The sequence below is a fragment of the Nocardia sp. Marseille-Q1738 genome (assembly GCF_965283145.1).
On sequence record NZ_CBDIMS010000001.1, the window covers coordinates 174,852 to 195,534 of the forward strand.

Below are 20,683 nucleotides of genomic sequence, written 5' to 3' on the forward strand. Positions count from 1 at the left end.
ACTTGCGACAGCTTTGGTCAGCATGGGTGGCAGCTCGGAGCATCGGCCCGGACGCGCCCACGGCGCCTGCCACCACGTCAAGCGGCGGCAGGCGCGTGGTCGAACTCGCCGTTACGAATACCCGCGACGAATGCCGCCCATTCGGCAGACGTGTAGTGGAGGGCGGTGCCGTCAGACGCGCGGAGAGTGACGCCACGGGGATCGGATTCGATGGCGAGTTCGGCTGCGGCGGAGTGAGTTTCCGTCGCGGTTGCGAGGAAGGCCGACCACTGACCGACTGGTACGGCGATCATCGGCTCGGCCGCGGGATCGTTGGCGGGGTTTCGCCGGTATTCGGCCATCATTTAGTACACTGCGACCCCAGCGTAGTCCGCATCGGATACCCCGGTGCGCTGGCCCATTGCTCCCCTGCGATCACGACGTGGTCGAGGAATCGCAGGCCTACCGTGTGCGCTGCTTCGGTGAGGATGGTGGTGGCGCGGCGGTCGTCGGGGCTGTGGGGTCGCCGGAGGGGTGGTTGTGGACGACGGCGAAGGCGCGGCCGTCGTGGCGCAGGACGGTGTTCAGGATTTCCCGGACCGGGACGGCGACTTGGTCGACGGCGCCTTCGGCGACGAACACCTTGTGGCGCAACCGATTCTGCGTGTCGCATACCAGCACGAGCAGTCGCTCCACGCGGGCGCCGGTGAACTGCGGACGGGCCGCGGCGGCCACGGCGGCGGCGCTGGTCAGCCGGAACGAGGTGTCCGGGCCGCCGCGTGCTCGGGCGCCGAGGTGGAACGCGGCGATGATCGCGGCCGCCTTCGCCACGCCGATCCCAGCTCGCCGTGACAACTCCTCCGGACGCGCGGACGCCAATCCGGGCAGTCCGTCGTGCTCGACCAGCAATTCCGCCGCCAGATCCAGCGCGCTCGCGCCACGCCTGCCGTGCCGCAGCAGCAGCGCGAGCAACTCCGCGTCGCTGAGCGCGTGCGGTCCGAGCACCAGCAACCGCTCGCGCGGCCGCTGCGCGACGGGCACATCGACAAGAGAGACCGCCATGACTCCACCCCTCGGTCCGGCCGACAGTGCCCGGGATTCTGCCAGCCACCACCGACACCTCGTGCGGAGCCGGTGTCCCGCGGCATGCATCGGAGCAGGACAACCCATATGCTGAGAGGCGGTTCGGTAGCCAAGTCGGTCCGTGAGCTGGGAGTTGATGGGCGATGTGGTACCTGAAGGCGCAATGGCATCACGACTTCGACGACGAGCCGGTCGAGATGTTCAGCGAGATCGCCGACGACGGCTTCGAGGTGCGCAAGGTCGAGATCTTTTCCGACGGCCACATGGACTGGGCCGATGCCGGTCGCGGCACCGGCACGACCACCATCAGTCAGATGCCGATCCCCACGGTGGACGCGATCGACGCCCAGGTGGAGTACTCCGCCGTCGAGGTCGATTCTCGCGAGTTCGAAACCATATGGCTGCGTGCCCTCCAGGAGACAGCGCCCGGCAAGCAATAGAGTGCTTCGAACGGCGCGTGCTCAGGCCGGTCCCCTAGCGCTCGACGGCCGCGGCCTCCGGCTCGGGAAGGGCGAAGAACGCCTTCGCCGCCAGCTTCTCCAGGTGATGCAACTGCCGCTCGTGCACGACGATTCGGCGCAGGGCCTCGTTGATGGTGGCATCGCTCGTCGCCGTGCCCATGATGGCGGCGGCAGCGGCGAGCAAATTCTGGTCGAGATCGATCCGCACGGATTTCATGCGTCCTCCTTCGTACATTCGCCATATTGCGGCATGAGGCCCGCTCATGTCTGGCAAATCGCGAACTCGACCTTGCAGTCTTACCCTACCGGGGTATAGTTCCGGCCATGGAACACAGGCACGACCTCTCCGGCGGCCACGCCTCGCACGGGCACGCGACGCACACCGCCGAGCAGCACACCGCGGAGCACCCGTCGGCTACCTGGCGCATGGCGGCCATGGCGACATTGCACTGCCTCACCGGCTGCGCTATCGGCGAGGTCCTCGGCATGGTGATCGGCACCGCGCTGGGCTGGAACAACGCCGCGACCATGGCCCTGGCCATCGTGCTTGCATTCCTGTTCGGCTACGCCTTCACCATGCGAAGTGTGCTGCGAGCGGGACTGCCGGTGGCCGCGGCCGTGAGTACGGCCCTCGCCGCGGACACCGTGTCGATCACCGTCATGGAGATCGTGGACAACGCGGTGATCCTCGCCGTCCCCGGCGCGATGGACGCCCATCTGAACAGCGCGCTGTTCTGGGTAACTCTCGCCTTCGCCTTCGCGGTGGCGTTCGTGGTGACCACGCCGGTGAACAAATGGATGATCGGACGCGGCAAGGGCCACGCGGTGGTGCATTCGCTGCACGGCGGGCACTGATCAGCACGCGGCCCAGCGTTTACTCGCGACATCGCTAGGAAGAAGCCCGTTCAGCTAGACACTTTGCTCAGCTGGACGGGCTTTTGTTGTCGGCGGCGCGCAGCGGTGCTTGCATCGAAGTATGTTCACCGAGGCTCAGCTGTACTCGCCGGTCACCCGCACCGGCGACGACGTGACAGTGCACCTGAGCGACGAGCACCCCGGCGTGCACGACCCGGAGTACCGGGCCCGGCGCAACGCCATCGCCGCGCTGGCACTGGACTACGCGCCAGGAAAACCACTCCCCCACATCGACTACACCGATGAGGAACAGCAGGTGTGGCGGATCGTGTCGGCCGAACTCGCCCGCAAACACCGCGCCTATGCCAGCGCGGAGGTGCTCGCGGCCGCCGAGGCGCTGGCGCTGCCCACCGATCACATCCCGCAACTGGACGAGGTGTCCGCGGCGCTCCATCCGCTGACCGGATTCCGCTATGTCCCGGCCGCGGGCCTGGTGCCGCTGCGCGAGTTCTTCGGCTCCTTCGCCGATCGGGTCTTCCATTCCACCCAGTACATCCGGCATCACTCCGCGCCGCTGTACACGCCGGAGCCGGACGCCATCCACGAGATCATCGGGCACGCCAACCAGATCGCCAGCCCGCGCTTCGCGGCCGTCTACGCCGCGGTCGGCGCGGCGGTCGGCAGGCTGAGCACCGAGCGCGCGCTGAAGTTCCTCGCCGACGTCTTCTGGTTCTCGATGGAATTCGGCGTGGTCCGGGAACATGGTGAGGTCCGGTGCTATGGAGCGGGTCTGCTGTCGTCCTACGGCGAGATCGAGGAGTTCCGGCACGCCGAGCTGCGCCCGCTCGACATCGCCCAGATGGGTACCGCGGTCTACGACATCACCCACTACCAGCCGATTCTCTACTGCGCGGAATCGATCGCCGAGATCGAGGACGTGATCGGTGGCTTCTTCGCGACCATGGACGACGACACACCCGATCGCTTGCGACCCGCCAGCCCCGCCGGGGCACAGTAGGTCGGGCCGGGTCGCGAAACCTTCAGGACTCCGGCCCGAGCGGCATCCCGGCGTCCAGGAAGTCCAACGTGCGGGTGATGTTCTCGACGTTCAACGGCGTGACCGTCGCCATGGCGAGGGCAGCGCCCGCCATCGCGCCCGCCGCCACCCGCACCTCGAAATCGTCGGCGGGCCTGCCGACGTGATCGGCCAGCAAGATCGCGAGCAGATCGATGCTGCGGATGATCTCCCAGCCGATGGCCGACCGCAGCTCCGGCACGTGATAGAGCAGCGCTTGCCGCTCCTGCTCGAACGCCAGATCGGCCGGGGGCAGCTTGTCGAAGACCTCGAGCACCGCGTTGCGCAAGGCGGTGAACGGCGAGATGTCGCGCGGCTGCCGTCGCAGCGCCTCGATCATCGCCGGGTCGAGGTCGTCGGCGAGCACCAACTGCTCCTTGCTCGGGAAGTAGCGGAAGAAGGTGCTCGGCGAGACATCGGCGGCCGCGGCGATCTGCTCGATCGTCGTCTCGTTGTAGCCCTGCTCGCGGAACAGCCGGAACGCCTCCATGCGAATCGTCCGGCGGGTCCGTTCCTTCTTCCGCTCGCGCAGACCCTGCGCCATCCCGTTCGCGGGTAGCTCAACCGACATGAATCGATTCTGCCGCACCCGGCTCGGGCGCCTGGTCGGCCCGCCGGGTGCGGACGAACGCCACGGCCAGCGCCGCCGCCAGCAGGCACAGCGCGGCGCAGGCCCACAGCATCGCACTCATGCCGCCGACGAACGCGTTCTGCACGTGGTGCAGCATCGCCGGATCGCCCGACTCATGCGCTGTCGCGACGCCCGCGTTGACACCGTCGGAAATCGGGTCGCGATTCAATGCGCCGAGCTCCGAACGGTAGCGGGTGGACAGCACGGTACCCAGCACCGCGACCCCGATGGTGCCTGCGGCCTGGCGCAACGCCTGCAGCAGCGCGGAGCCCGACCCGGAGCGCTCCGCGGTCAGCTCGCCCATCGCGACGCCCATGGCCGCGGGCATCACCAGGCCCATACCGGCGCCGAGCAGCGTCAGCCACACCGCGGTGAAGCCGTAGCCGCTGTCCACGGTGGTCAGCGCACCCAGCGCCAGCGAACCGCCGAGCAATGCGAACCCAGCGGAGATCACCGCGCGGATGCCCAATTTCGGGAGGATCCGGTCGACCAGCCTGCTGCCCACCAGCAACCCACCGATCAGCGGAAGCAGCCGCAGGCCGCTGCCGAGCGCGTCCACGCCCAGCACCGCCTGGAAGTACTGCGGCACGGTGAAGAACATGCCGAACATGGCGAAGTTCACCACGATGGAAAACGCCGTGCCCCAGCGGAATCCGTCGGCGGCGAACAAGCCGAGATCGACCAGCGGATACGCGGTCCTGCGCTGCCAGACCAGGAAAGCGCAGAGCAGCAGCACCCCGCCCGCGACGAACGCCCAGGCGGGGCCGTCGCCCCAGCCTTCCTCGCCGAGCCGGATGAAGCCGTAGGTGAGCCCGAGCATGCCCGCGGCCGACAGCACGATGCCGGGCAGATCGATGCGGAAGCGGTGCGCACTGCGCGATTCCGGCACCAGCGCCGCGACGGCGAGCGCGCCGATCACCACCATCGGCACGTTGATCAGGAACACCGAACCCCACCAGAAATTGCGCAGCAACCATCCACCCACGATCGGGCCGAGTGGAAGTCCGATCGCCGTCGAGGTGATCCAGATGGTGAGCGCACGCTGCCGCTCGGCTTGGTCGGGAAACATGTCGGGCAACACCGCCATCGACAGCGGAATCATCGCCGCCGCCGCGATCCCGAGCACGACACGCGCCGCGATGAGCTGCCCCGGCGACGTGGCCACGGCGCAGGCGATCGACGCGATCCCGAACAGCACCAGCGCGGCCAGCAGGAACTTCTTGCGGCCGTAACGATCGCCGAGCGCGCCCGCGGGCAGCATCACGGCGGCCAGCGCCAGCGTGTACGCACTGCTGAACCATTGCAGCGCGGCGGTATTCGCGTTCAGGTCGACGGCGAGCGTGGGCAGCGCCACGGTCAGCACGGTGACGTCGAGCCCGATGGTCAGCATCGCGACGGCCAGAGCGCCGAGCGCGAGCCAGCGGCGGGTCGAGTCGGTCTTCATGACACCTCCAAAAGGAAAGCTACAATCTTTTGATAGTAACTCTCATTTGAGAGAGCATGTCAATAATGTTCGGCGGGCTTGCGACATATATGCGGCTGACCGGCGGAACCCTCGCTAGGCTCACTGCCGATGAAGATCACGGAGTTCCGCCGCCGCGCCGGGTTCTACGCGGGCGCCGTGCTGGCTGTCGTGGCGATCGGGGCGACGGCCGTGCCCTCGCTCGCCGCGCCGACCACCACCACGCCGTTCACCACGCCGAATACCGACGGCTGCCCGCAGAAGACGCTGCCACCCCCGCCGATCGATGCGTCCGAGGTGCCCGCGCCGGGCCAGCCGGCACCCGCGCCGCTGCCGATCCCGGCGCCTCCGATCGGCGGCGCCCGGCTCGGCGAGTGCGGAGTCGTGCTACCGAGATCCGGACCGCCCGCACCGCAGGACATTTCGGCGACGGCCTGGCTGGTGGCGGATCTGGACACCGGCGAGGTGATCGCGGCGAAGGACCCGCACGGGCGTTATCGGCCCGCGAGCACGATCAAGGTACTGCTCGCCACGCTGGCGCTGCGGACACTGGATCTGAACAAGGTGGTGGTCGGGACCCGAGCCGACGCCGATGTGGACGGCACCAGAGTCGGCATCGGTCCCGGCGGTCGCTACACCAATCGCCAGCTCATGCAGGCGCTGATCATGGCCTCCGGCAACGACGCGGCGCACGCCATCGCCGCGCAACTGGGCGGCGAAGCGGCCACCGTCGCGAAGATGAACGAGCTGGCGAAATCGTTGCGCGCCATGGATACTCGCGCCGCCACCCCCTCCGGGCTGGACGGTCCCGGCATGAGCACCTCGGCCTACGACTTGGCCGTGCTGTTCCGCGAAGCCATGACCATCCCGCTGTTCGCCGAGCTGATCCACACCGAGCAGGTCGATTTCCCCGGTTACCCGGCGGATCCTGGAGTTCCCGGCGACACCGACCGTCCCGGATATCCGATCGGCAACGACAACCAGCTGCTCTACAACTACGAGGGCGCCCTCGGCGGCAAGACCGGCTTCACCGACGACGCGCGCCAGACGTTCGTCGCCGCCGCCCAGCGCGACGGCCGCAGACTCGTCGTCACCCTGTTGCAGGCCGAGGTGCGGCCGTTGCGGCCGTGGGAGCAGGCGGCCCGGCTGCTCGACTACGGCTTCGCGTCGCCCAGCGGCGCGTCGATCGGCAACCTGCCCGGCGCGGTGGTACCCCAGCGTGACGCGGTGGTACCCCGGCGTGAACAGAGCGAAGTCGCCCTTGCCGCGCCACCCGCATCGGGAACCGACCCTTCCGCCATGCCTCTTGCCGAAGAGCGCCGCGTCGATACCAGAACCGTGCTGATCGCCGGCGGCGTCATTCTGGTCCTCGCCCTGCTTGCCGGGGCGCGCCGAGCCAATCGACGACGCTGATCACCTCGGCGCGCAAGACAACTCGGCCTGCCTACCGGTCACCGGCGGCCGGGCAACCGGCGTAATCCCGAAAGGGCGAGCGCCGCAAGAGCACCGGCGCCGAAGAAAGCGGCGCCGACACCCACCGAGACGTCGCGCGCGCTGACCCGCGGCGCGATCACCGCGGGAGGAGGCGGGGGGATCTCGGCTTCCGGCTCGTTCTCGGCGGCGGTGGCGGCCCAGGCGGTGGCGAACAGGACGATGCGGTAGGTGACGTAGGTGAACACCATCAGACCGATGATCGAGCCGAACGTGGCGCCCGCCGGGCTGCTCAGCACCGATCGCAGGTAGATCGAGGCGACGATCTTGAACACCTCGAACGCCAGCGCGGCCAGCGCCGCCGCTTTGGCCGCGCTGGCCAGTGTGACGGGTTCGCGCGGCAGCCTCGCGATGACCCAGGCGAACACCGCCCACGAGGCCAGGAATCCCAGCAGAGTCGACAGCAGCGTCAGCAACACCCCGGCGCCGGGTAACTCGGCGAGACCGAGGTTGGTGAGCAGCCGCCTACCGAGCGCGCTCGACGCCAACGCCGACAGCCCCAGCGAGACCGCGAAGGCGAGACCGAGACCGACCAGCGCGCCGAGATCGGAGAGCTTGGTCACCAACCAGTTGCCGTCCGGGCTTTTCTGATCCCACTGCTCGGTGAGCGCGGCCCGCAGGTTGGCCATCCAGCCGAGGCCGGTGTAGACGCCGACGAGCAGACCGAGCACGCCGACCGTGCGCCGCGACTCGACCGCCTTGTCGACCAGGTCGTTGATCTGGTCGCCGAATGAGCCCGGAATGTTCTCGACGATCTTGGCCTGCAATTCGCCGAGCAGCTCCGGATTGCTGGACAGGACAACGCCCGAGACCGCGAACGCGATCATCAGCAGCGGAAACAGCGAGAGCACAGTGAAGTACGTGATACCGGCGGCGTAATAGTCACCACGTTGTCGCTGATAGCGCGCCGCCGTCCGGACAAGATGATCCAGCCACGGCCTCGTCTGAATCCGGCGTTCGATCCCTGCTTTGATGTTGTCGATCACCTGCACGCTGCGCCCCTTCGAACGAGAGACAGACCTCGCATAAAGCCTAGTGGGCGCAGCCGAACGCCAGTTGAAAAGCCGCTAGCGGCCCACCAAGCCGACCCGGTCGTACACCTGGGCGAGGGTGTTGGCGGCGATCTCCCGCGCACGTTCGGCTCCGGCGGCGAGGATGCGGTCGAGTTCGCCCTGGTCCGACAGGTACTCGTGCACCTTCGCCCGCAACGGCGTGACGAATTCCACCAGCGCGTCGGCGACGTCGGCCTTGAGCTCGCCGTAACCCTTGCCCTCGAAGTCTTTCTCCAGCGTCACGATCGGCGTCGCGGTCAGCGAACTCAGGATCACGAGCAGGTTGCTCACGCCCGGTTTGCGTTCGGGGTCGTAGCGAATCTCGCGTCCGGTGTCGGTGACCGCCGACTTCACCTTCTTCGCGGTGATCTTCGGGTCATCGAGCAGGTTGAGCAGGCCCGCGTCGGTGGAGGCCGACTTGCTCATCTTCGCGGTCGGGTCCTGCAGGTCGTAGATCTTCGCCGTGCCCTTGACGATATGCGGCTCCGGCACCACGAACGTCTTCTTGAACCGAGTGTTGAAGCGCTGGGCCAGGTTCCGGGTCAGCTCCAAATGCTGGCGCTGATCCTCGCCGACCGGAACCTGATGGGCGCGATAGAGCAGGATGTCCGCGGCCATCAGCACCGGGTAGGTGAACAGGCCGACGGTCGCGTTCTCCGCGCCCTGCTTCACCGACTTGTCCTTGAACTGGGTCATCCGGCTGGCCTCGCCGAAGCCGGTGACGCAGCTGAGCACCCAGGCCAGCTCGGCGTGCTCGGGCACCTGGCTCTGCACGAACAGGGTGGACTTCTTCGGGTCGATGCCGAGCGCGAGCAGCTGCGCGGCGGCGGCCAAGGTGTGCGCCTTCAGCTCCTTGGGATCCTGCGGCACCGTGATCGCGTGCAGGTTCGGGATGAAGTACAGCGCGTCGTAGTCGTCCTGCATGGTCACCCAGTACTGCAGCGCGCCAAGGTAGTTCCCGAGGTGGAACGAGGAGCTGGTCGGCTGGATCCCGGACAGGACCCGCTGTTTGCGTTCGGCGGCCGGGGTGGGCGCAGGACTGGACATACCCCGATCTTCGCATGCGGCTCAAGCCGAATTTCGCTGCACCCAGTTGCGCGGATCGATCCCGGGCATACTCGGCCGCCCGCTGCTGACCAGTTCGTGCTCGCGTTTGGAGAGCAATTTGTAGACCGGCGCGCTCGGCCCGGCCAGCGTGCCGCGCAGCATCGGCGGAACCAGCGGAACCGAGACGTGCGCGGTGCGGACCGCCCGCGATAGCGCCTGGTAGGCGACTTCCTCGGCCACACCCCAGCGCATCCGGTACATCCGCCGGATCCGCGGCGGCAGGCTGCCCTGGACCAGCAGATAGAACGCGGAGGTGACCTGGTGCAGCGGCACACCCTGCGCGTAGGGCACCCGCTGACCGGCGAGGTAGGAGCCGACCAGCCGCGCCTCGTCGGTGAGGAACAGCTCGTCCGAGGCGAGGTAGTCGTCGAAGAAGGCGCGGAACTCCCGGTAGCCGCCCGGCGCCGCGTCCGCGGGCATGCCGAACAGCTCGGCCCAGCGCACGTAGTCCTGGTAGAGCCCCTCGCGCTCGCCGTCGGTCATGGTGCGCACCAGCAGGTCGTACATCACCTCGGCCGAGTCGAAGGTGAACGCCATCGTCATGAACATCAGGTGTGGGTCGAGCGCGGAGTACCGGGTGCCCGCCGGATGCTGGGCGCCCGCGTCCTCGGGCAGCGCGCCGCGCACCTTGACGTGCTTCCTCCTGGTGAACGCCAGCGCGCGGTCGGCCTCGGCCTTGCTGCCGAGGAACACCGCTTCGAACAGGTGTCCGGTCAGCGCGAGCCGGGTGTAGGGCGTCATCCGATGCTCGGTGTTCTCCGCGGTGCCGACGTAGAGCAGCGGATGCACCGCGCCGACGACCAGGGCGCGCATGCCGTAGGTGAGCCCTACCGCGCGTTTGCTCATCACCCGCCGAATCATCGAGTGATCGCTGAAGTAGCCGGGCTCGGACATCGCCGCCTCCTCGTCGAGAGCATCTGGCAATAGCATCCACCAGATTTGCAATTCTGGCAAGAGGCTCTGCCAGAATCGGTTTCCAGCACCCCGACGTGCGCGGGTACGAACTGCACAAGCCCCGCTCGAGAGCCCCCAGCGGACACTGCGCCTCGGTTTGCGAAGCGGCGAAAGCGGCAACCACGGTGGCCCAACCCCCGGTTCAGAGCGCAGCGATTGCACTCCGCGGCCCGGCTCAGGTCCGAGCGGCCGTCGCGTCCGCGACGCAGCCGCAAGCGGCGGACCGCTCGGACGCGAACCCACGAGGCGGCGAACCAGCAGTGCCGAAGGAGCCTGCAAATAGACTCGGGTTGTGACTGCGCAACGAACGTACGGGGGAATCTCCGCACAGGAGCGCCGGGCGCAGCGGCGGTCCGCGTTGCTGGATGCGGCACTGGAGATCATCGGCACCGAGGGGCTGGGGAAGCTGACCGTCTCGGGACTGTGCGCCCGGGCCGGACTGAACGAGCGGTACTACTACGAGAACTTCGACAGCCGCGATGCCGTACTCGCGGCGCTCATCGACAGGATCGCCGAGGAACTGGCGGCCGCCATCATCTCGGCCGTGCGGGCCGCCCCGAAGGACACCCGCGCGACCGCACACGCCGCGATCACCGCGGGCGTGCAGCTGCTCACCGACGACCCGCGCAAGGCGAAGGTCGCTCTGATCGCTGGCATGGCGACACCGGAGCTGCGCGCCCGCACCACTGAAACGGTGCGCGTGTTCGCGCGAATGGTGGCCGCGGAAGGCATCGACTTCTACCGGATCAGCGACGCCGCCCCGGACCCCGCGATCGACTTCCGCGCCATGTATCTGGTCGGCGGTCTGGTGCAGACGCTGACCGCCTGGCTGCAAGGCGATCTGGATTTGACCCGCGACCAACTGATCGAGCACACCGTCGACGTGTTCGTGCTGCTCGGTGAGGATCTGGCGAACAAGCTGCGGTGAGCGCCGGGCGTCAAATCCGCAGCGACACGTCCTGGAGGTCGGGCGCGTCACCCTGCAAGACGACCCGGAAGAGCACGTCGCGCCGCGACCAATAGGCCGCGCAGTCGCGCATCGCCTCGGCGAACCAGTCGCGTTCGACCAGCTCGTCGGTGAGCAATCCAGCCGAGTCGCGCACCACGGCAACGTATCCGGCCGCTTCGCCGATGAAGTCGTCCAGGTCGCGCAGGCATTCGTCGAACGCGTCCTTGTTCTCGCCGAAGTAGTACGGGAACTGGAACGCGGCGGCGAACTCGTCGAAAACCCGGGCGGTGGTGGGCATCTTCATGCCGCGTACCTCGCGCACCAGATACCCGGACGGCGCCCGGTCGCGCACAGCGCTGAACTCCGCGGCGTCGAGCGCGAGGGTTCCGAACGTGACCCCCGGCGGGGCGAGCGCGGGGCTGGGCGGCGCCTCGTCCGCGTCGGGTCGGGTAAGGAACTGCGACAGCGTGACGGTCTTTGTCATCAGCGCATCCTCGTGAAGGTCTTGTAGTGGTCGCCGGTGTACCAGGCCGAGCCGTCGCTGCCGGTGACGATGCGTTCGGCGTCGCGGGATCGGCCGGGCTGCTTCGGATTGACGTCCCATTCCCGGTAGGTGATCGACTTGCCTCCAGCGTCGGTGGCGGGCAGGTCGCCGCCGCGGTTCATCCAGCGTTCGCCGCCCTTGGTGCCGGGGGCGTTCGCCGAGTCGGGCCAGCGGCCCGCATCGATCTCCCGCAGCGTGGCGTAGGCGCGCTCCGGAACCCCGGCCGCCTGGGTGACCGGCGAGGCGCTGTCCGCGCCGCGCGGTGCGGTGGCGGGCGCGGCGACGGCGCTTGTCGCAGTGGTGGTAGCGGGGTCGAGCGAGCCGGAGGTGGTGACGTCGGTGCCGCGCAGGGCGAGCACCGCGACGATCAACGCGAGCGCGACCGCCCCGATGACGCCGAGGGCGCGAATCATCTTCGGCGAGGGGTTCATCGATACTGCACCGTGACGGGCGCGTGGTCGGACCAGCGCTGATCGTAGGCGGCGGCCCGCTCCACCACGGCCGCTTTGGCGCGGGTGGCCAGATCGCCTCGGGCCAGGTGATAGTCGATGCGCCACCCGCTGTCGTTGTCGAACGCACGACCACGGTAGGACCACCAGCTGTACGGGCCGTCCACCCCGGGATGCAGGCCGCGCACCACGTCGACGTAGCCGGCGGCCAGCAGTTCGTCGATCCAGGCGCGCTCCTGTGGCAGGAATCCGGCCGACTTCAGGTTGCCCTTCCAGTTCTTCAGATCGCGCTCGGTGTGGGCGATGTTCCAGTCGCCCGCCACCACGAAGTCTCCGCTCCGCGCGGTCAGGTAGGCGCCGAGCTCAGCCATGAAGCGGTACTTCTCGTCTTGGCGCACGGTGCCCGCGTCGCCGGAGTGCACGTACACACTCGCCACGGTGATGTCGTCGAAATCGGCCTCGAGGTAGCGGCCCGCGGCCCCGAACTCGCTGCTGCCGAAGCCGATTCGCACGGCAAGCGGTGCGCGCCGGGACAGGATGCCGACACCCGCCCGGCCCTTGGACTCCGGCTCGGCGTGCGACAGCTGCCATCCCGCGTCGAGCGCGGGCGCAAGCGCGGCCCTGACCTGCTCGTCGGTAGCGCGCGTTTCCTGCACGCAGACGATGTCGGACTCGGTGGCCGCGAGCCAGGCGAGCAGGCCCTTGCCCGCGGCCGCGCGGACACCGTTCACGTTCACTGTCGAGATGTAGGGCACTCCTCGACCGTACAATGCTGGTCTGATGAAGTCCCCCGGACACTGCCGTCCAGGAAGGGGTGAAGACGATGTCGTCCGACGCCTCCAAGTCCTCCTCCGCCGCCGATCGCCCCGGCACCCCCGCGCGAACCTCCGCCACACGCGGCTCCGCGAAGGCGGCGAGCCCGCTCCAGCCGATCAAGGCACTGCACGTCGGTTCCGGTGACCCGCTGCTGTTGCTGCACGGATTCATGATGTCGCCGCACTGCTGGGAGCAGACCGCGGCGCGGCTGGCGACACACTGCGAGGTGTTCGCGCCCGCGTTCCCGGGTCACTGGGGCGGCGCGCCCCTGGACGGGCGGTCCGTCGACGTGCAGTCCCTCGCCGACCGGATCTGCGATCAGCTCGACGAATTGGGCTGGCGCACCTGCCATATCGCGGGCAACTCGCTCGGCGGCTGGGTCGGCGTCGAACTCGCCCGCCGCGGACGCGCCCGCACGCTGACACTGATCGCTCCCGCGGGCGGCTGGCACGCGCCCTCGCTGACCCAGCTGCGGATCAGCCTGAAATTCCTCTCCCTGGTTCCGCTCATCGAAATCGGCAAACTGCTGGGCGAATTCGCGGCCGGCAATCCACTCGCCCAGCGCATCGCCCTGCTCGCGCTGAGCAAGCACGCCTCCGCGGTGTCGCGGCGCGATGCCGCCGCCGCCATCACGGCCGCGCTGAACTGCCCGGTCATGCTCCCGATGATCATCAGCGCACTGCGTGCGCCGGGACAGGACGACCTGTCCGCGCTGCGAACGCCGGTCCGGCTGCTGCTGTCGGAGTACGACCGGGTCATCCCCAACCGCGTCTACGCCCGCCGCTACCTGAAGGAACTCCCCGAATCCGCCGACCGCATCCTGGTCAACGGCGTGGGCCACGTACCCATGCTGGAAGCGCCGGACCGCATCGCCACCCTCATCGCCGAGCACGTCTACGCCAGCCGCACCCGCCTGCGCGCGGTCTGAGGGTCGCACAGCGGAGTTCCCGGACGCGCGCCGGTCCGGGAAACTCGACAACTACTACGCGAGCAGGCCCTTGGCGATGTGGGTCACCTGGATCTCGTTGCTGCCCGCGTAGATCATCAGCGACTTGGCGTCGCGGGCGAGCTGCTCCACGCGGTATTCGGTCATGTAGCCGTTGCCGCCGAAGAGCTGCACCGCCTCCATGGCGACCTCGGTGGCCGCCTCGGAGGCGTACAGCTTCATCGCGGACGCTTCGGCGAGCGTCGGCGGCTTGCCCGCCCGGCCGCGCTCCAGCGTGCTGAACACCATGTTCTGCACGTTGATCCGCGCGATCTCCATCTTCGCCAGCTTCAGCTGGACCAGCTGGAATCGCCCGATCTCCTGGCCCCAGAGCTTGCGGCTCTTGGCGTACTCCACGCACAGCCGATGGCATTCGTTGATGATGCCGAGCGCCATGAAGGCGACGCCGATGCGCTCGGCGGTGAAACTCGAGCGCGCGCTCTCCCTGCCGTCGCCGCCCTTGTGCTCCTCGGTCTCGCCGAGCAGCCGGTCCCGGCCGACGCGCACGTTGTCGAAGAACAGCTCACCGGTCGGTGAGGCGTGCAGGCCCATCTTCTTGAACGGCTTGCCCTGGGTGAGCCCGGGCATGCCCTTGTCGAGCACGAAGGTGAGCACCTTGCGTTCGCGCTTGTCCCCGCCCGCCCCGTCGTCGAGCTTCGCGTAGACGATCATCACGTCGGCGTAGGGGCCGTTGGTGATGAACGTCTTCTGGCCGTTGAGCAGGTAGTCCTCGCCGTCGCGCTTGACGTAGGTTTTCATCCCGCCGAAGGCGTCCGAGCCGGAATCCGGCTCGGTGATCGCCCACGCGGCCACCTTCCGCATGGTGACGACGTCTTCCAGCCAGCGCTGCTTCTGCGCCAGCGTGCCGCGCGACATGATGGTGGTGGCGCCGAGACCGATGCTCACCCCGAGCGCGGTCACCAGGCCCATGCACACCCCGGACAACTCGCTGATCAGCACCGCCATCAGCGATTCCTGTCCAGCGAACGGGTTCGTCTTCGCTTTCCGCTCCGGCTTCGGCTCCCCCTCGGCGGCGGCCGCCTCTCGTTCCTGCTGCTTGGCCAGCATTTTTTGCACGGCTTCGCCGCCCATGGCGTCGATACCGAACTCAGCGAACAGCTTGCGGATGATCGGGTACGGCGGCAGTTCGCCGCTGTCGAGCGCGTCCAGGTTGGGGCGGATCTCCTTGGCGATGAACGCCCGCACGGCATCGCGGACCAGCACATCGGTTTCGGACCATTCGAACATCGTCGTTCTCCTCACGTTCCGCCGAGGTCAGGGCAGCCGGGCGGCGATGTCGTCGATCAGCCACGGGCCCTCGGTCTCGATGGTCTTTACATCGTGCCAACCGGCCAGCTCGGAGATCGCGCCGCCCTGCACCGCGAACACCTTGCCGGTGAGCGGGCAGGATTCCGACGCCAGGTAGGCGACCAGCGGTGCGATATTGGCGGCGCTGAAGGCGTCGAAGCCGCCGTCGGCGGATGCCTCGGCCTCGGCCGCCATCATCTCGCCCATGCCCGGAGTGGCCAGCGTGAGCCGGGTGCGGGCGATCGGTGCGATCGCGTTGACCCGCACGCCGTAGCGCGCCAACTCCTCGGCGGCGACCAGGGTCAGCGCGGCGATCCCCGCCTTGGCCGCACCGTAGTTGGCCTGACCAGGGTTCGGGATGGTTGTGCCGGAGGCGGAGGCGGTGTTGATCACGGCGGCGTTGGGCTGGTTGCCCGCCTTGGACTGCTGCTTCCAGTAGGCGGCGGCATGGTGCAGCACGGCGGCATGGCCCTTGAGATGCACGGCGATCACCGCGTCCCACTGCGCCTCGGTCATGCCCGCGACGAAGGCGTCGCGCAGGATGCCCGCGTTGTTCACCACGACGTCGAGCCCGCCGAACTCCGAAACCGCCTGGGCGACAAGCTTCTGCGCGCCATCCCAGGTGGCGACGTCGTCGGTGTTGGCCACGGCTCTGCCACCCGCCGCGACGATCTCGCGCACCACCTCCTGAGCAGGCCCGGAGTCGGCCCCCTCGCCCGCGTTGCTGCCGCCGAGGTCGTTGACGACCACCGCGGCGCCTTCCTTCGCGAACAGCAGCGCGTGCTCGCGGCCGATGCCGCGGCCCGCTCCGGTGATGACGGCGACCCGTCCGGACAGTGCGCCCATGTGTTGTCTCCTGAAGTCGTTGTGAATCCGCGATGGGATGGGTGCGGTGTCTCGTGTCGCCGCTGCGGGTCACTCGGCGATCTCGGCCAGACCGTCGCTGAGCACGACATCGTCGCCGCGCACGGTCTCGAACGCGTAGCTCGTCACGCCGTCGGCCGAACCGGCATTCCAGATGCGGGTCTCCAGGTCGTCGCCGGGAAAGACGAGCTTGGCGAAGCGCACCGCGAATCGCTTCAGCCGGTGCGCGTCCGACGCCGCGACCTCGGTGAGCACCGCCCAGGACGTGAAGGCCATGGTGCACAGCCCGTGCGCGATGATGCCGGGCAGCCCGGCGTCCTTGGCGACCTGCTCGTCCAGGTGCAGCGGCACCGGATCGCCGGAGGCCGGTGCGTAACGGAAGGTCTGGTCGTGGTCGACGTGCTGCGCCACGACGGCAATCGGATCCTGGCCGCGCAGCCGTTCGTCGAACTTGTGCGCCGGAGCGGCTTCGCCGACCGTTCTGCCCGCGTCGATATTGCGGAAGAACGCGGTCAGGTACTGATCGTTGACCGGTTCGCCGGTCTCCGTGCGGCATTCGATGCGGATGGCGATGGTCGTCCCGGTGGAGCGGCTGGTGTAGCCGACCGCCTTTGCGCGCGACACCAGCCGGTCGCCCGGGCGGATCGCGCGATGGAAGTGGAAGTCATGCTCGCCGTGCACAACTCGGCCGAAGATGTCCATCGGAGCGACGTCGATGACCGGCATCATCATGGCCTCGAAGACCGGGACGATGGCGAAGACCGGCGGGGCGAGCGCGCCCTCGCGATGCGCCGTGATCGGATCGTTCGTCGCCGCGGCGTACTGCGCGATGCGCTCGGCGGTGACCTCGAAACGCTCTTCGTCGCACCAGGTTTCCAAACCGGCGTCATCGAACTCCACCACGCGTCCGGCGGTCTCGGCACTCATGCCGGGTCCTCCCTGGTCACGCTCCGCCGCCGGCTCCGGGCTCGACCGCTCATGCCGAGGCCAAGGCGTCGAGTTGTTCGAGCGATCGGTCCAGCTGTTTGATGCCGTCCTTCTCCACCGCCTTGCCCAGCGCGCCCTTGATCAGCGCGCCCTCGAAATCGCCGGACACCAGGATCGTGCTGCCCTCGCCGTTGGGCTGGATGTCGAAGGTGAATTCGGTCTTCACTCCCGCCATGCCGGTGCCGCCCAGGGTCAGCTTGTGCGGCGCCACCACCGAGACGATGGTCCACTCCAGCTTGTTCGCCATGCCGAGCATGACGATCTTGGCGACCAGCTTCGCGCCTTCGGTCAGCACGGCGGGCGGCTCCTCCAGGAACCGCTCGTGGATGGTGAACCACTTGTCCCAGGTCTGCGGGTCGGAGACGACCGCCCACAGCGCCTCGGGCGCGGCATTGACGTCCTTGGTGGCTTCGATGTGTCCCATGGGTCCTGCTCCTGGAAATGGTCTGCGGATTCAGCGAACGGCGCGCTGATAGGCGGTGACGACGGCGGCGCCGCCGAGGCCGATGTTGTGTTGCAGGGCGGCGGTGACGTTGTCCGCTTGGCGCTTGCCCGCGGTGCCCCGTAGCTGCCAGGTCAACTCGGCGCACTGCGCCAGACCGGTCGCGCCGAGCGGATGCCCCTTGGAGATCAAGCCGCCGGACGGATTCACCACCCATTTGCCGCCGTACGTTGTCTGGTTGTCATCGATCAACTGCCCGGCCTCGCCCTCGCCGCACAGGCCGAGCGCTTCGTAGAGCAGCAGTTCGTTGGCGGAGAAGCAGTCGTGCAGCTCGATGACCTGGAAATCCTCCGGGCCGAGCCCCGACTGCCGGTAAACCTTCCGCGCCGCTCGGACGTTCATGTCGTAGCCGATGATGTTCTTGGCGGTGTCGTCGAAGGTCGAGGCGAAGTCGGTGGTCATCGCTTGGCCGACGATCTCCACCGCCTGCCCGGCGAGATCGTGGGCGTCCACGAAGTCCTCGCTCGCCAGGATCACCGCGCCGGACCCGTCGGAGGTCGGCGAGCACTGCAGTTTGGTGAGCGGGTCGTAGATCATCCGGGAGGCGAGGATGTCCTCTAGCGTGTACTCGTCCTGGAACTGCGAGTACGGGTTGTTCACCGAGTGCTTGTGGTTCTTGTAGCCGATCTTCGCGAAGTGCTCGGCGGTGGTGCCGTACTGCTTCATGTGCTCGCGGCCCGCCGCGCCGAACATCCACGGCGCCACCGGGAACAGCACCTCGGAGATCTCGGCGAGCGCCATGATGTGCCTGGCCATCGGCTGCTCGCGATCGTCCCAGGTGGACCCCAGCGAGCCGGGCTGCATCTTCTCGAAGCCGAGCGCCAGCGTGCACTCGGCCAGCCCGCCCCGGATCGCCTGCGCCGCGAGGTACAGCGCCGTCGAGCCGGTGGAGCAGTTGTTGTTGACGTTGACCACCGGGATGCCGGTCATGCCGAGTTCGTAGACGGCCCGCTGCCCGGAGGTGGATTCGCCGTAGACGTAGCCGACGTAGGCCTGTTCCACCAGGTCGTAGGCGATGCCCGCGTCCGCGAGCGCTTTGGTGCCCGATTCCTTGGCCATGTCGGGGTAGTCCCAGGCCCGGGTGGTGCCGTCGGCTTCCTCGACTCGGCGGCGGCCCGGCTTCTCGAACTTCGTCATGCCGACACCGACGACGTAGACCTTGTTCGTCATCGAGCTCCTCAGGTTGTGCGTGCACCGCGGGGCGGAACGAGCTGAAAACAAACATACATACCTGTATGTAACTGGACAAGAGTTCGATGGAAAGCCGCGGTTAGTACGTGGAGTACCAGTGGATTGCGTCGCGTCTGGCACATACAGCGAGACGTGTATGTGGCGCCAGCACATACAGCACTGTATGTAAGTGTAAGATCGGCGGGTGACCAGGAGCGTAGTCGTGAAGCAGCAGCGCCGGACGCAAGAGCAGCGCAGCACCGAGATGCGCACCCGGTTGCTGGACGCGACCGTGGACTGTCTGGTCGAGTACGGGTACGCGGGCACCACGACGCCGCGGGTCGCCGAACGGGCCGGGGTGACCCGCGGCGCCCAAGTGCATCACTTCGGCTCGAAAACCGATCTGGTAGTGGCCGCGATCAGCCATCTGGCGCAGCTGCGCGCCGAGACCGCGATGCGGGAGATGTCCCGCATGGAAGCCGGTGACGATCCGGTGGCGGCGGCGCTGGAATTCCTGTGGGACCTGCACCAGGGTCCGCTGTTCATCGCGACCGTCGAACTGTGGGTGGCCGGGCGAACCGATCCGGTGCTGGCGGCGGCGATGGAGAAGGTCGAGCCGTTCGTCAACAACGCCGTCTTGATGGCGGTCGCCCGGTTCGTACCGGACGACGTGCGCCGCAAAGAGGCGCGCGACTTCGTCTACACGGCCATGGACGCGCTGCGCGGCATCCTGATCTCGAATTTCATCGACCCGGATACCGAACGCGCCCTTCGCCGCTGGCGCCGCGCCTCAGCGCACCTGCACGAGATCGCCGGCCGCGCCCTCGCCGTCCACCGCGCCGAATAGTCCTTACCGGAGGCCGATTGGCCACCCACGTCGGCACGATTGATTCTCGGCACTCCAACGCCGGGGAGGGGTGGGCGCACCGCGCTAACTATGGTGAGGCGGTGGCACTCGAGCCAGGTGATCGGTTTGCGGGACTCATTGTGAAGGCCCGGCTGGGCCATGGCGGCAGCAGCGAGGTGTATCTGGCCGAGGATCCGGAACGGTCCCGGCCTGTCTCACTGAAGATTCTGGGGCCGGACGACAGCCGGTCACCGGAGTCGCGTGCGCGATTCCTGCACGAGTTCGACATCCTCTCCGCGCTGCGGCATCCCAACATCGTGCGGATATACGCCCATGGGGAAACCGGCGGCAGGCTGTGGTCGGCGCGCGAGTACGTGGCCGGTACGACGGGGTCGCGGTTGGTGCGGATGCCACACCAACGCCCGGATCTGCGGCGGGTGCTGCACGTGCTGACCCACATCGCGGCAGGACTGGATTTCGCGCACGCCAACGATGTGGTCCATCTCGACATCAAACCGGCGAACGTGCTGGTCGGCGCGGAAGAGCCTGCGACGGTGAAGATCTCGGACTTCGATCAGGGCCGGTGGCTGCACCGGCCCGAACCGCCCCTGGCCACCAACGGTTTCGTCGTCGTATCGGTGCCGTATGCCGCACCGGAACTGCTGCAGGCGGGCACGGTGTCCCCGGCAACCGACCAGTACGCGCTCGCCTGCTCGGCCATCGAACTGCTCACCGGCCGCCCTCCGTTCCCCCGTGCGAATCTCATGGCCACCGCAGAGGCTCACCTGCACGACCCGCCCCCCGAAATCTCCGAGCGCCGACACTGGATCCCGCCCGAGGTCGACGCGATCCTGCACCGGTCGCTCGCAAAGGACCCCGGTGCCCGCTACAACTCGTGCACCGAACCCATCCGCCTGCTCACCGAGGCACTCCACGACATCGACCCCCGCCCCCTCGCCCCCTTACTGAACCGCCTGAAAGTGGCATCGCATCGGTTGAACGCCACCTTCAGACGGAAAGACGGATTCATCGACCTCTGACAGAAACATCCCATTACCCATTTGCTGATGGGATGCTGGAAGCGCGGCAAGTGCAATGGGCCTCGATGAACC

At 68.0% G+C, this 20,683-nt stretch carries 24 protein-coding genes; 8 read left to right on the forward strand and 16 right to left on the reverse strand.

Annotated features, from left to right (window positions below):
• Positions 1 to 77: 77 nt before the first annotated feature.
• A complete protein-coding gene (locus tag ACWPXK_RS00840; RefSeq protein WP_454194103.1) occupies positions 78 to 341 on the reverse strand; it encodes a DUF397 domain-containing protein in 264 nt (87 codons plus the stop codon).
• A 100-nt stretch (positions 342 to 441) separates the two neighbouring features.
• On the reverse strand, positions 442 to 1,041 hold the full coding sequence (locus ACWPXK_RS00845) for a JAB domain-containing protein (RefSeq protein WP_454194104.1): 600 nt from the start codon (positions 1,039 to 1,041) through the stop codon (positions 442 to 444).
• Between the two features lie 164 nt (positions 1,042 to 1,205).
• On the opposite strand from ACWPXK_RS00845, the gene ACWPXK_RS00850 reads away from it, so the two are divergent.
• A complete protein-coding gene (locus tag ACWPXK_RS00850; protein ID WP_454194105.1) occupies positions 1,206 to 1,502 on the forward strand; it encodes a DUF6881 domain-containing protein in 297 nt (98 codons plus the stop codon).
• 34 nt (positions 1,503 to 1,536) lie between these two features.
• On the opposite strand, the gene ACWPXK_RS00855 is transcribed toward ACWPXK_RS00850, so the two are convergent.
• A complete protein-coding gene (locus ACWPXK_RS00855) occupies positions 1,537 to 1,740 on the reverse strand; it encodes a type II toxin-antitoxin system VapB family antitoxin (RefSeq protein WP_454194106.1) in 204 nt (67 codons plus the stop codon).
• Positions 1,741 to 1,847: 107 nt separating this feature from the next.
• Between ACWPXK_RS00855 and ACWPXK_RS00860 the strand changes: the two genes are divergently transcribed.
• Both ACWPXK_RS00860 and ACWPXK_RS00865 read left to right on the forward strand, forming a co-directional pair.
• Entirely contained in the window at positions 1,848 to 2,378 is a 531-nt protein-coding gene (locus ACWPXK_RS00860) for a DUF4396 domain-containing protein (RefSeq protein ID WP_454194107.1), read from the forward strand.
• 121 nt (positions 2,379 to 2,499) lie between these two features.
• Positions 2,500 to 3,396: a phenylalanine 4-monooxygenase gene (locus ACWPXK_RS00865; RefSeq protein ID WP_454194108.1), complete on the forward strand. Its 897-nt coding sequence runs from the start codon at positions 2,500 to 2,502 to the stop codon at positions 3,394 to 3,396.
• Positions 3,397 to 3,418: 22 nt separating this feature from the next.
• Here the strand turns inward: ACWPXK_RS00865 and ACWPXK_RS00870 are convergent, their stop codons facing one another.
• Together ACWPXK_RS00870 and ACWPXK_RS00875 are read right to left on the reverse strand one after the other, a co-directional pair.
• Positions 3,419 to 4,024, reverse strand: coding sequence for a TetR family transcriptional regulator (locus ACWPXK_RS00870; RefSeq protein ID WP_454194109.1), 606 nt, complete (start codon positions 4,022 to 4,024; stop codon positions 3,419 to 3,421).
• Positions 4,014 to 5,528 (reverse strand): MFS transporter, encoded by a 1,515-nt coding sequence (locus ACWPXK_RS00875; protein ID WP_454194110.1) that lies wholly within the window; start codon positions 5,526 to 5,528, stop codon positions 4,014 to 4,016. The genes ACWPXK_RS00870 and ACWPXK_RS00875 overlap by 11 nt, the downstream gene beginning before the upstream one ends.
• A 129-nt stretch (positions 5,529 to 5,657) precedes the next feature.
• On the opposite strand from ACWPXK_RS00875, the gene ACWPXK_RS00880 reads away from it, so the two are divergent.
• The gene (locus ACWPXK_RS00880; protein WP_454194111.1) at positions 5,658 to 6,959 is read left to right on the forward strand and encodes a D-alanyl-D-alanine carboxypeptidase family protein; all 1,302 of its coding nucleotides are present in this window, start codon (positions 5,658 to 5,660) and stop codon (positions 6,957 to 6,959) included.
• 38 nt (positions 6,960 to 6,997) lie between these two features.
• On the opposite strand, the gene yhjD is transcribed toward ACWPXK_RS00880, so the two are convergent.
• From yhjD to ACWPXK_RS00895, 3 genes are all read right to left on the reverse strand, one after another.
• Positions 6,998 to 8,029, reverse strand: a complete 1,032-nt coding sequence (gene yhjD / locus ACWPXK_RS00885; RefSeq protein ID WP_454194112.1) for an inner membrane protein YhjD — start codon at positions 8,027 to 8,029, stop codon at positions 6,998 to 7,000.
• Between the two features lie 75 nt (positions 8,030 to 8,104).
• A complete protein-coding gene (gene trpS / locus ACWPXK_RS00890) occupies positions 8,105 to 9,136 on the reverse strand; it encodes a tryptophan--tRNA ligase (protein WP_454194113.1) in 1,032 nt (343 codons plus the stop codon).
• 21 nt (positions 9,137 to 9,157) lie between these two features.
• The gene (locus ACWPXK_RS00895) at positions 9,158 to 10,090 is read right to left on the reverse strand and encodes an oxygenase MpaB family protein (RefSeq protein ID WP_454194114.1); all 933 of its coding nucleotides are present in this window, start codon (positions 10,088 to 10,090) and stop codon (positions 9,158 to 9,160) included.
• 352 nt (positions 10,091 to 10,442) lie between these two features.
• Here ACWPXK_RS00895 and ACWPXK_RS00900 point away from each other — a divergent pair, with 352 nt between their 5' ends.
• Positions 10,443 to 11,078 (forward strand): TetR/AcrR family transcriptional regulator, encoded by a 636-nt coding sequence (locus ACWPXK_RS00900; protein WP_454194115.1) that lies wholly within the window; start codon positions 10,443 to 10,445, stop codon positions 11,076 to 11,078.
• Positions 11,079 to 11,088: 10 nt separating this feature from the next.
• Here ACWPXK_RS00900 and ACWPXK_RS00905 read toward each other — a convergent pair whose 3' ends face one another.
• The 3 genes from ACWPXK_RS00905 to ACWPXK_RS00915 are packed head-to-tail and all read right to left on the reverse strand — an operon-like array spanning position 11,089 to position 12,847.
• Complete coding sequence (locus ACWPXK_RS00905) at positions 11,089 to 11,583, reverse strand: barstar family protein (protein WP_454194116.1); 495 nt, start codon at positions 11,581 to 11,583, stop codon at positions 11,089 to 11,091.
• On the reverse strand, positions 11,583 to 12,074 hold the full coding sequence (locus tag ACWPXK_RS00910) for a ribonuclease domain-containing protein (protein WP_454194117.1): 492 nt from the start codon (positions 12,072 to 12,074) through the stop codon (positions 11,583 to 11,585). The genes ACWPXK_RS00905 and ACWPXK_RS00910 overlap by 1 nt, the downstream gene beginning before the upstream one ends.
• Positions 12,071 to 12,847, reverse strand: a complete 777-nt coding sequence (locus ACWPXK_RS00915; protein WP_454194118.1) for an exodeoxyribonuclease III — start codon at positions 12,845 to 12,847, stop codon at positions 12,071 to 12,073. The genes ACWPXK_RS00910 and ACWPXK_RS00915 overlap by 4 nt, the downstream gene beginning before the upstream one ends.
• 68 nt (positions 12,848 to 12,915) lie before the next feature.
• Between ACWPXK_RS00915 and ACWPXK_RS00920 the strand changes: the two genes are divergently transcribed.
• A complete protein-coding gene (locus tag ACWPXK_RS00920) occupies positions 12,916 to 13,836 on the forward strand; it encodes an alpha/beta fold hydrolase (RefSeq protein ID WP_454194119.1) in 921 nt (306 codons plus the stop codon).
• A 54-nt stretch (positions 13,837 to 13,890) separates the two neighbouring features.
• Here ACWPXK_RS00920 and ACWPXK_RS00925 read toward each other — a convergent pair whose 3' ends face one another.
• The 5 genes from ACWPXK_RS00925 to ACWPXK_RS00945 all read right to left on the reverse strand — a co-directional run bounded on the left by ACWPXK_RS00925 (position 13,891) and on the right by ACWPXK_RS00945 (position 18,724).
• The gene (locus tag ACWPXK_RS00925; protein WP_454194120.1) at positions 13,891 to 15,141 is read right to left on the reverse strand and encodes an acyl-CoA dehydrogenase family protein; all 1,251 of its coding nucleotides are present in this window, start codon (positions 15,139 to 15,141) and stop codon (positions 13,891 to 13,893) included.
• Positions 15,142 to 15,168: 27 nt separating this feature from the next.
• On the reverse strand, positions 15,169 to 16,047 hold the full coding sequence (locus ACWPXK_RS00930; RefSeq protein ID WP_454194121.1) for an SDR family oxidoreductase: 879 nt from the start codon (positions 16,045 to 16,047) through the stop codon (positions 15,169 to 15,171).
• A gap of 69 nt (positions 16,048 to 16,116) precedes the next feature.
• The gene (locus ACWPXK_RS00935; RefSeq protein ID WP_454194122.1) at positions 16,117 to 16,992 is read right to left on the reverse strand and encodes a MaoC/PaaZ C-terminal domain-containing protein; all 876 of its coding nucleotides are present in this window, start codon (positions 16,990 to 16,992) and stop codon (positions 16,117 to 16,119) included.
• A 49-nt stretch (positions 16,993 to 17,041) separates the two neighbouring features.
• The gene (locus ACWPXK_RS00940; protein ID WP_454194123.1) at positions 17,042 to 17,476 is read right to left on the reverse strand and encodes a type II toxin-antitoxin system Rv0910 family toxin; all 435 of its coding nucleotides are present in this window, start codon (positions 17,474 to 17,476) and stop codon (positions 17,042 to 17,044) included.
• 30 nt (positions 17,477 to 17,506) lie between these two features.
• Positions 17,507 to 18,724 carry a lipid-transfer protein gene (locus ACWPXK_RS00945; protein ID WP_454194124.1) on the reverse strand — a complete coding sequence of 406 codons (1,218 nt, stop codon included), beginning with the start codon at positions 18,722 to 18,724 and terminating at the stop codon, positions 17,507 to 17,509.
• A gap of 265 nt (positions 18,725 to 18,989) precedes the next feature.
• On the opposite strand from ACWPXK_RS00945, the gene ACWPXK_RS00950 reads away from it, so the two are divergent.
• Complete coding sequence (locus ACWPXK_RS00950; protein WP_454195384.1) at positions 18,990 to 19,571, forward strand: TetR/AcrR family transcriptional regulator; 582 nt, start codon at positions 18,990 to 18,992, stop codon at positions 19,569 to 19,571.
• Positions 19,572 to 19,672: 101 nt separating this feature from the next.
• The gene (locus ACWPXK_RS00955; RefSeq protein ID WP_454194125.1) at positions 19,673 to 20,611 is read left to right on the forward strand and encodes a serine/threonine-protein kinase; all 939 of its coding nucleotides are present in this window, start codon (positions 19,673 to 19,675) and stop codon (positions 20,609 to 20,611) included.
• Positions 20,612 to 20,683 lie beyond the last annotated feature (72 nt).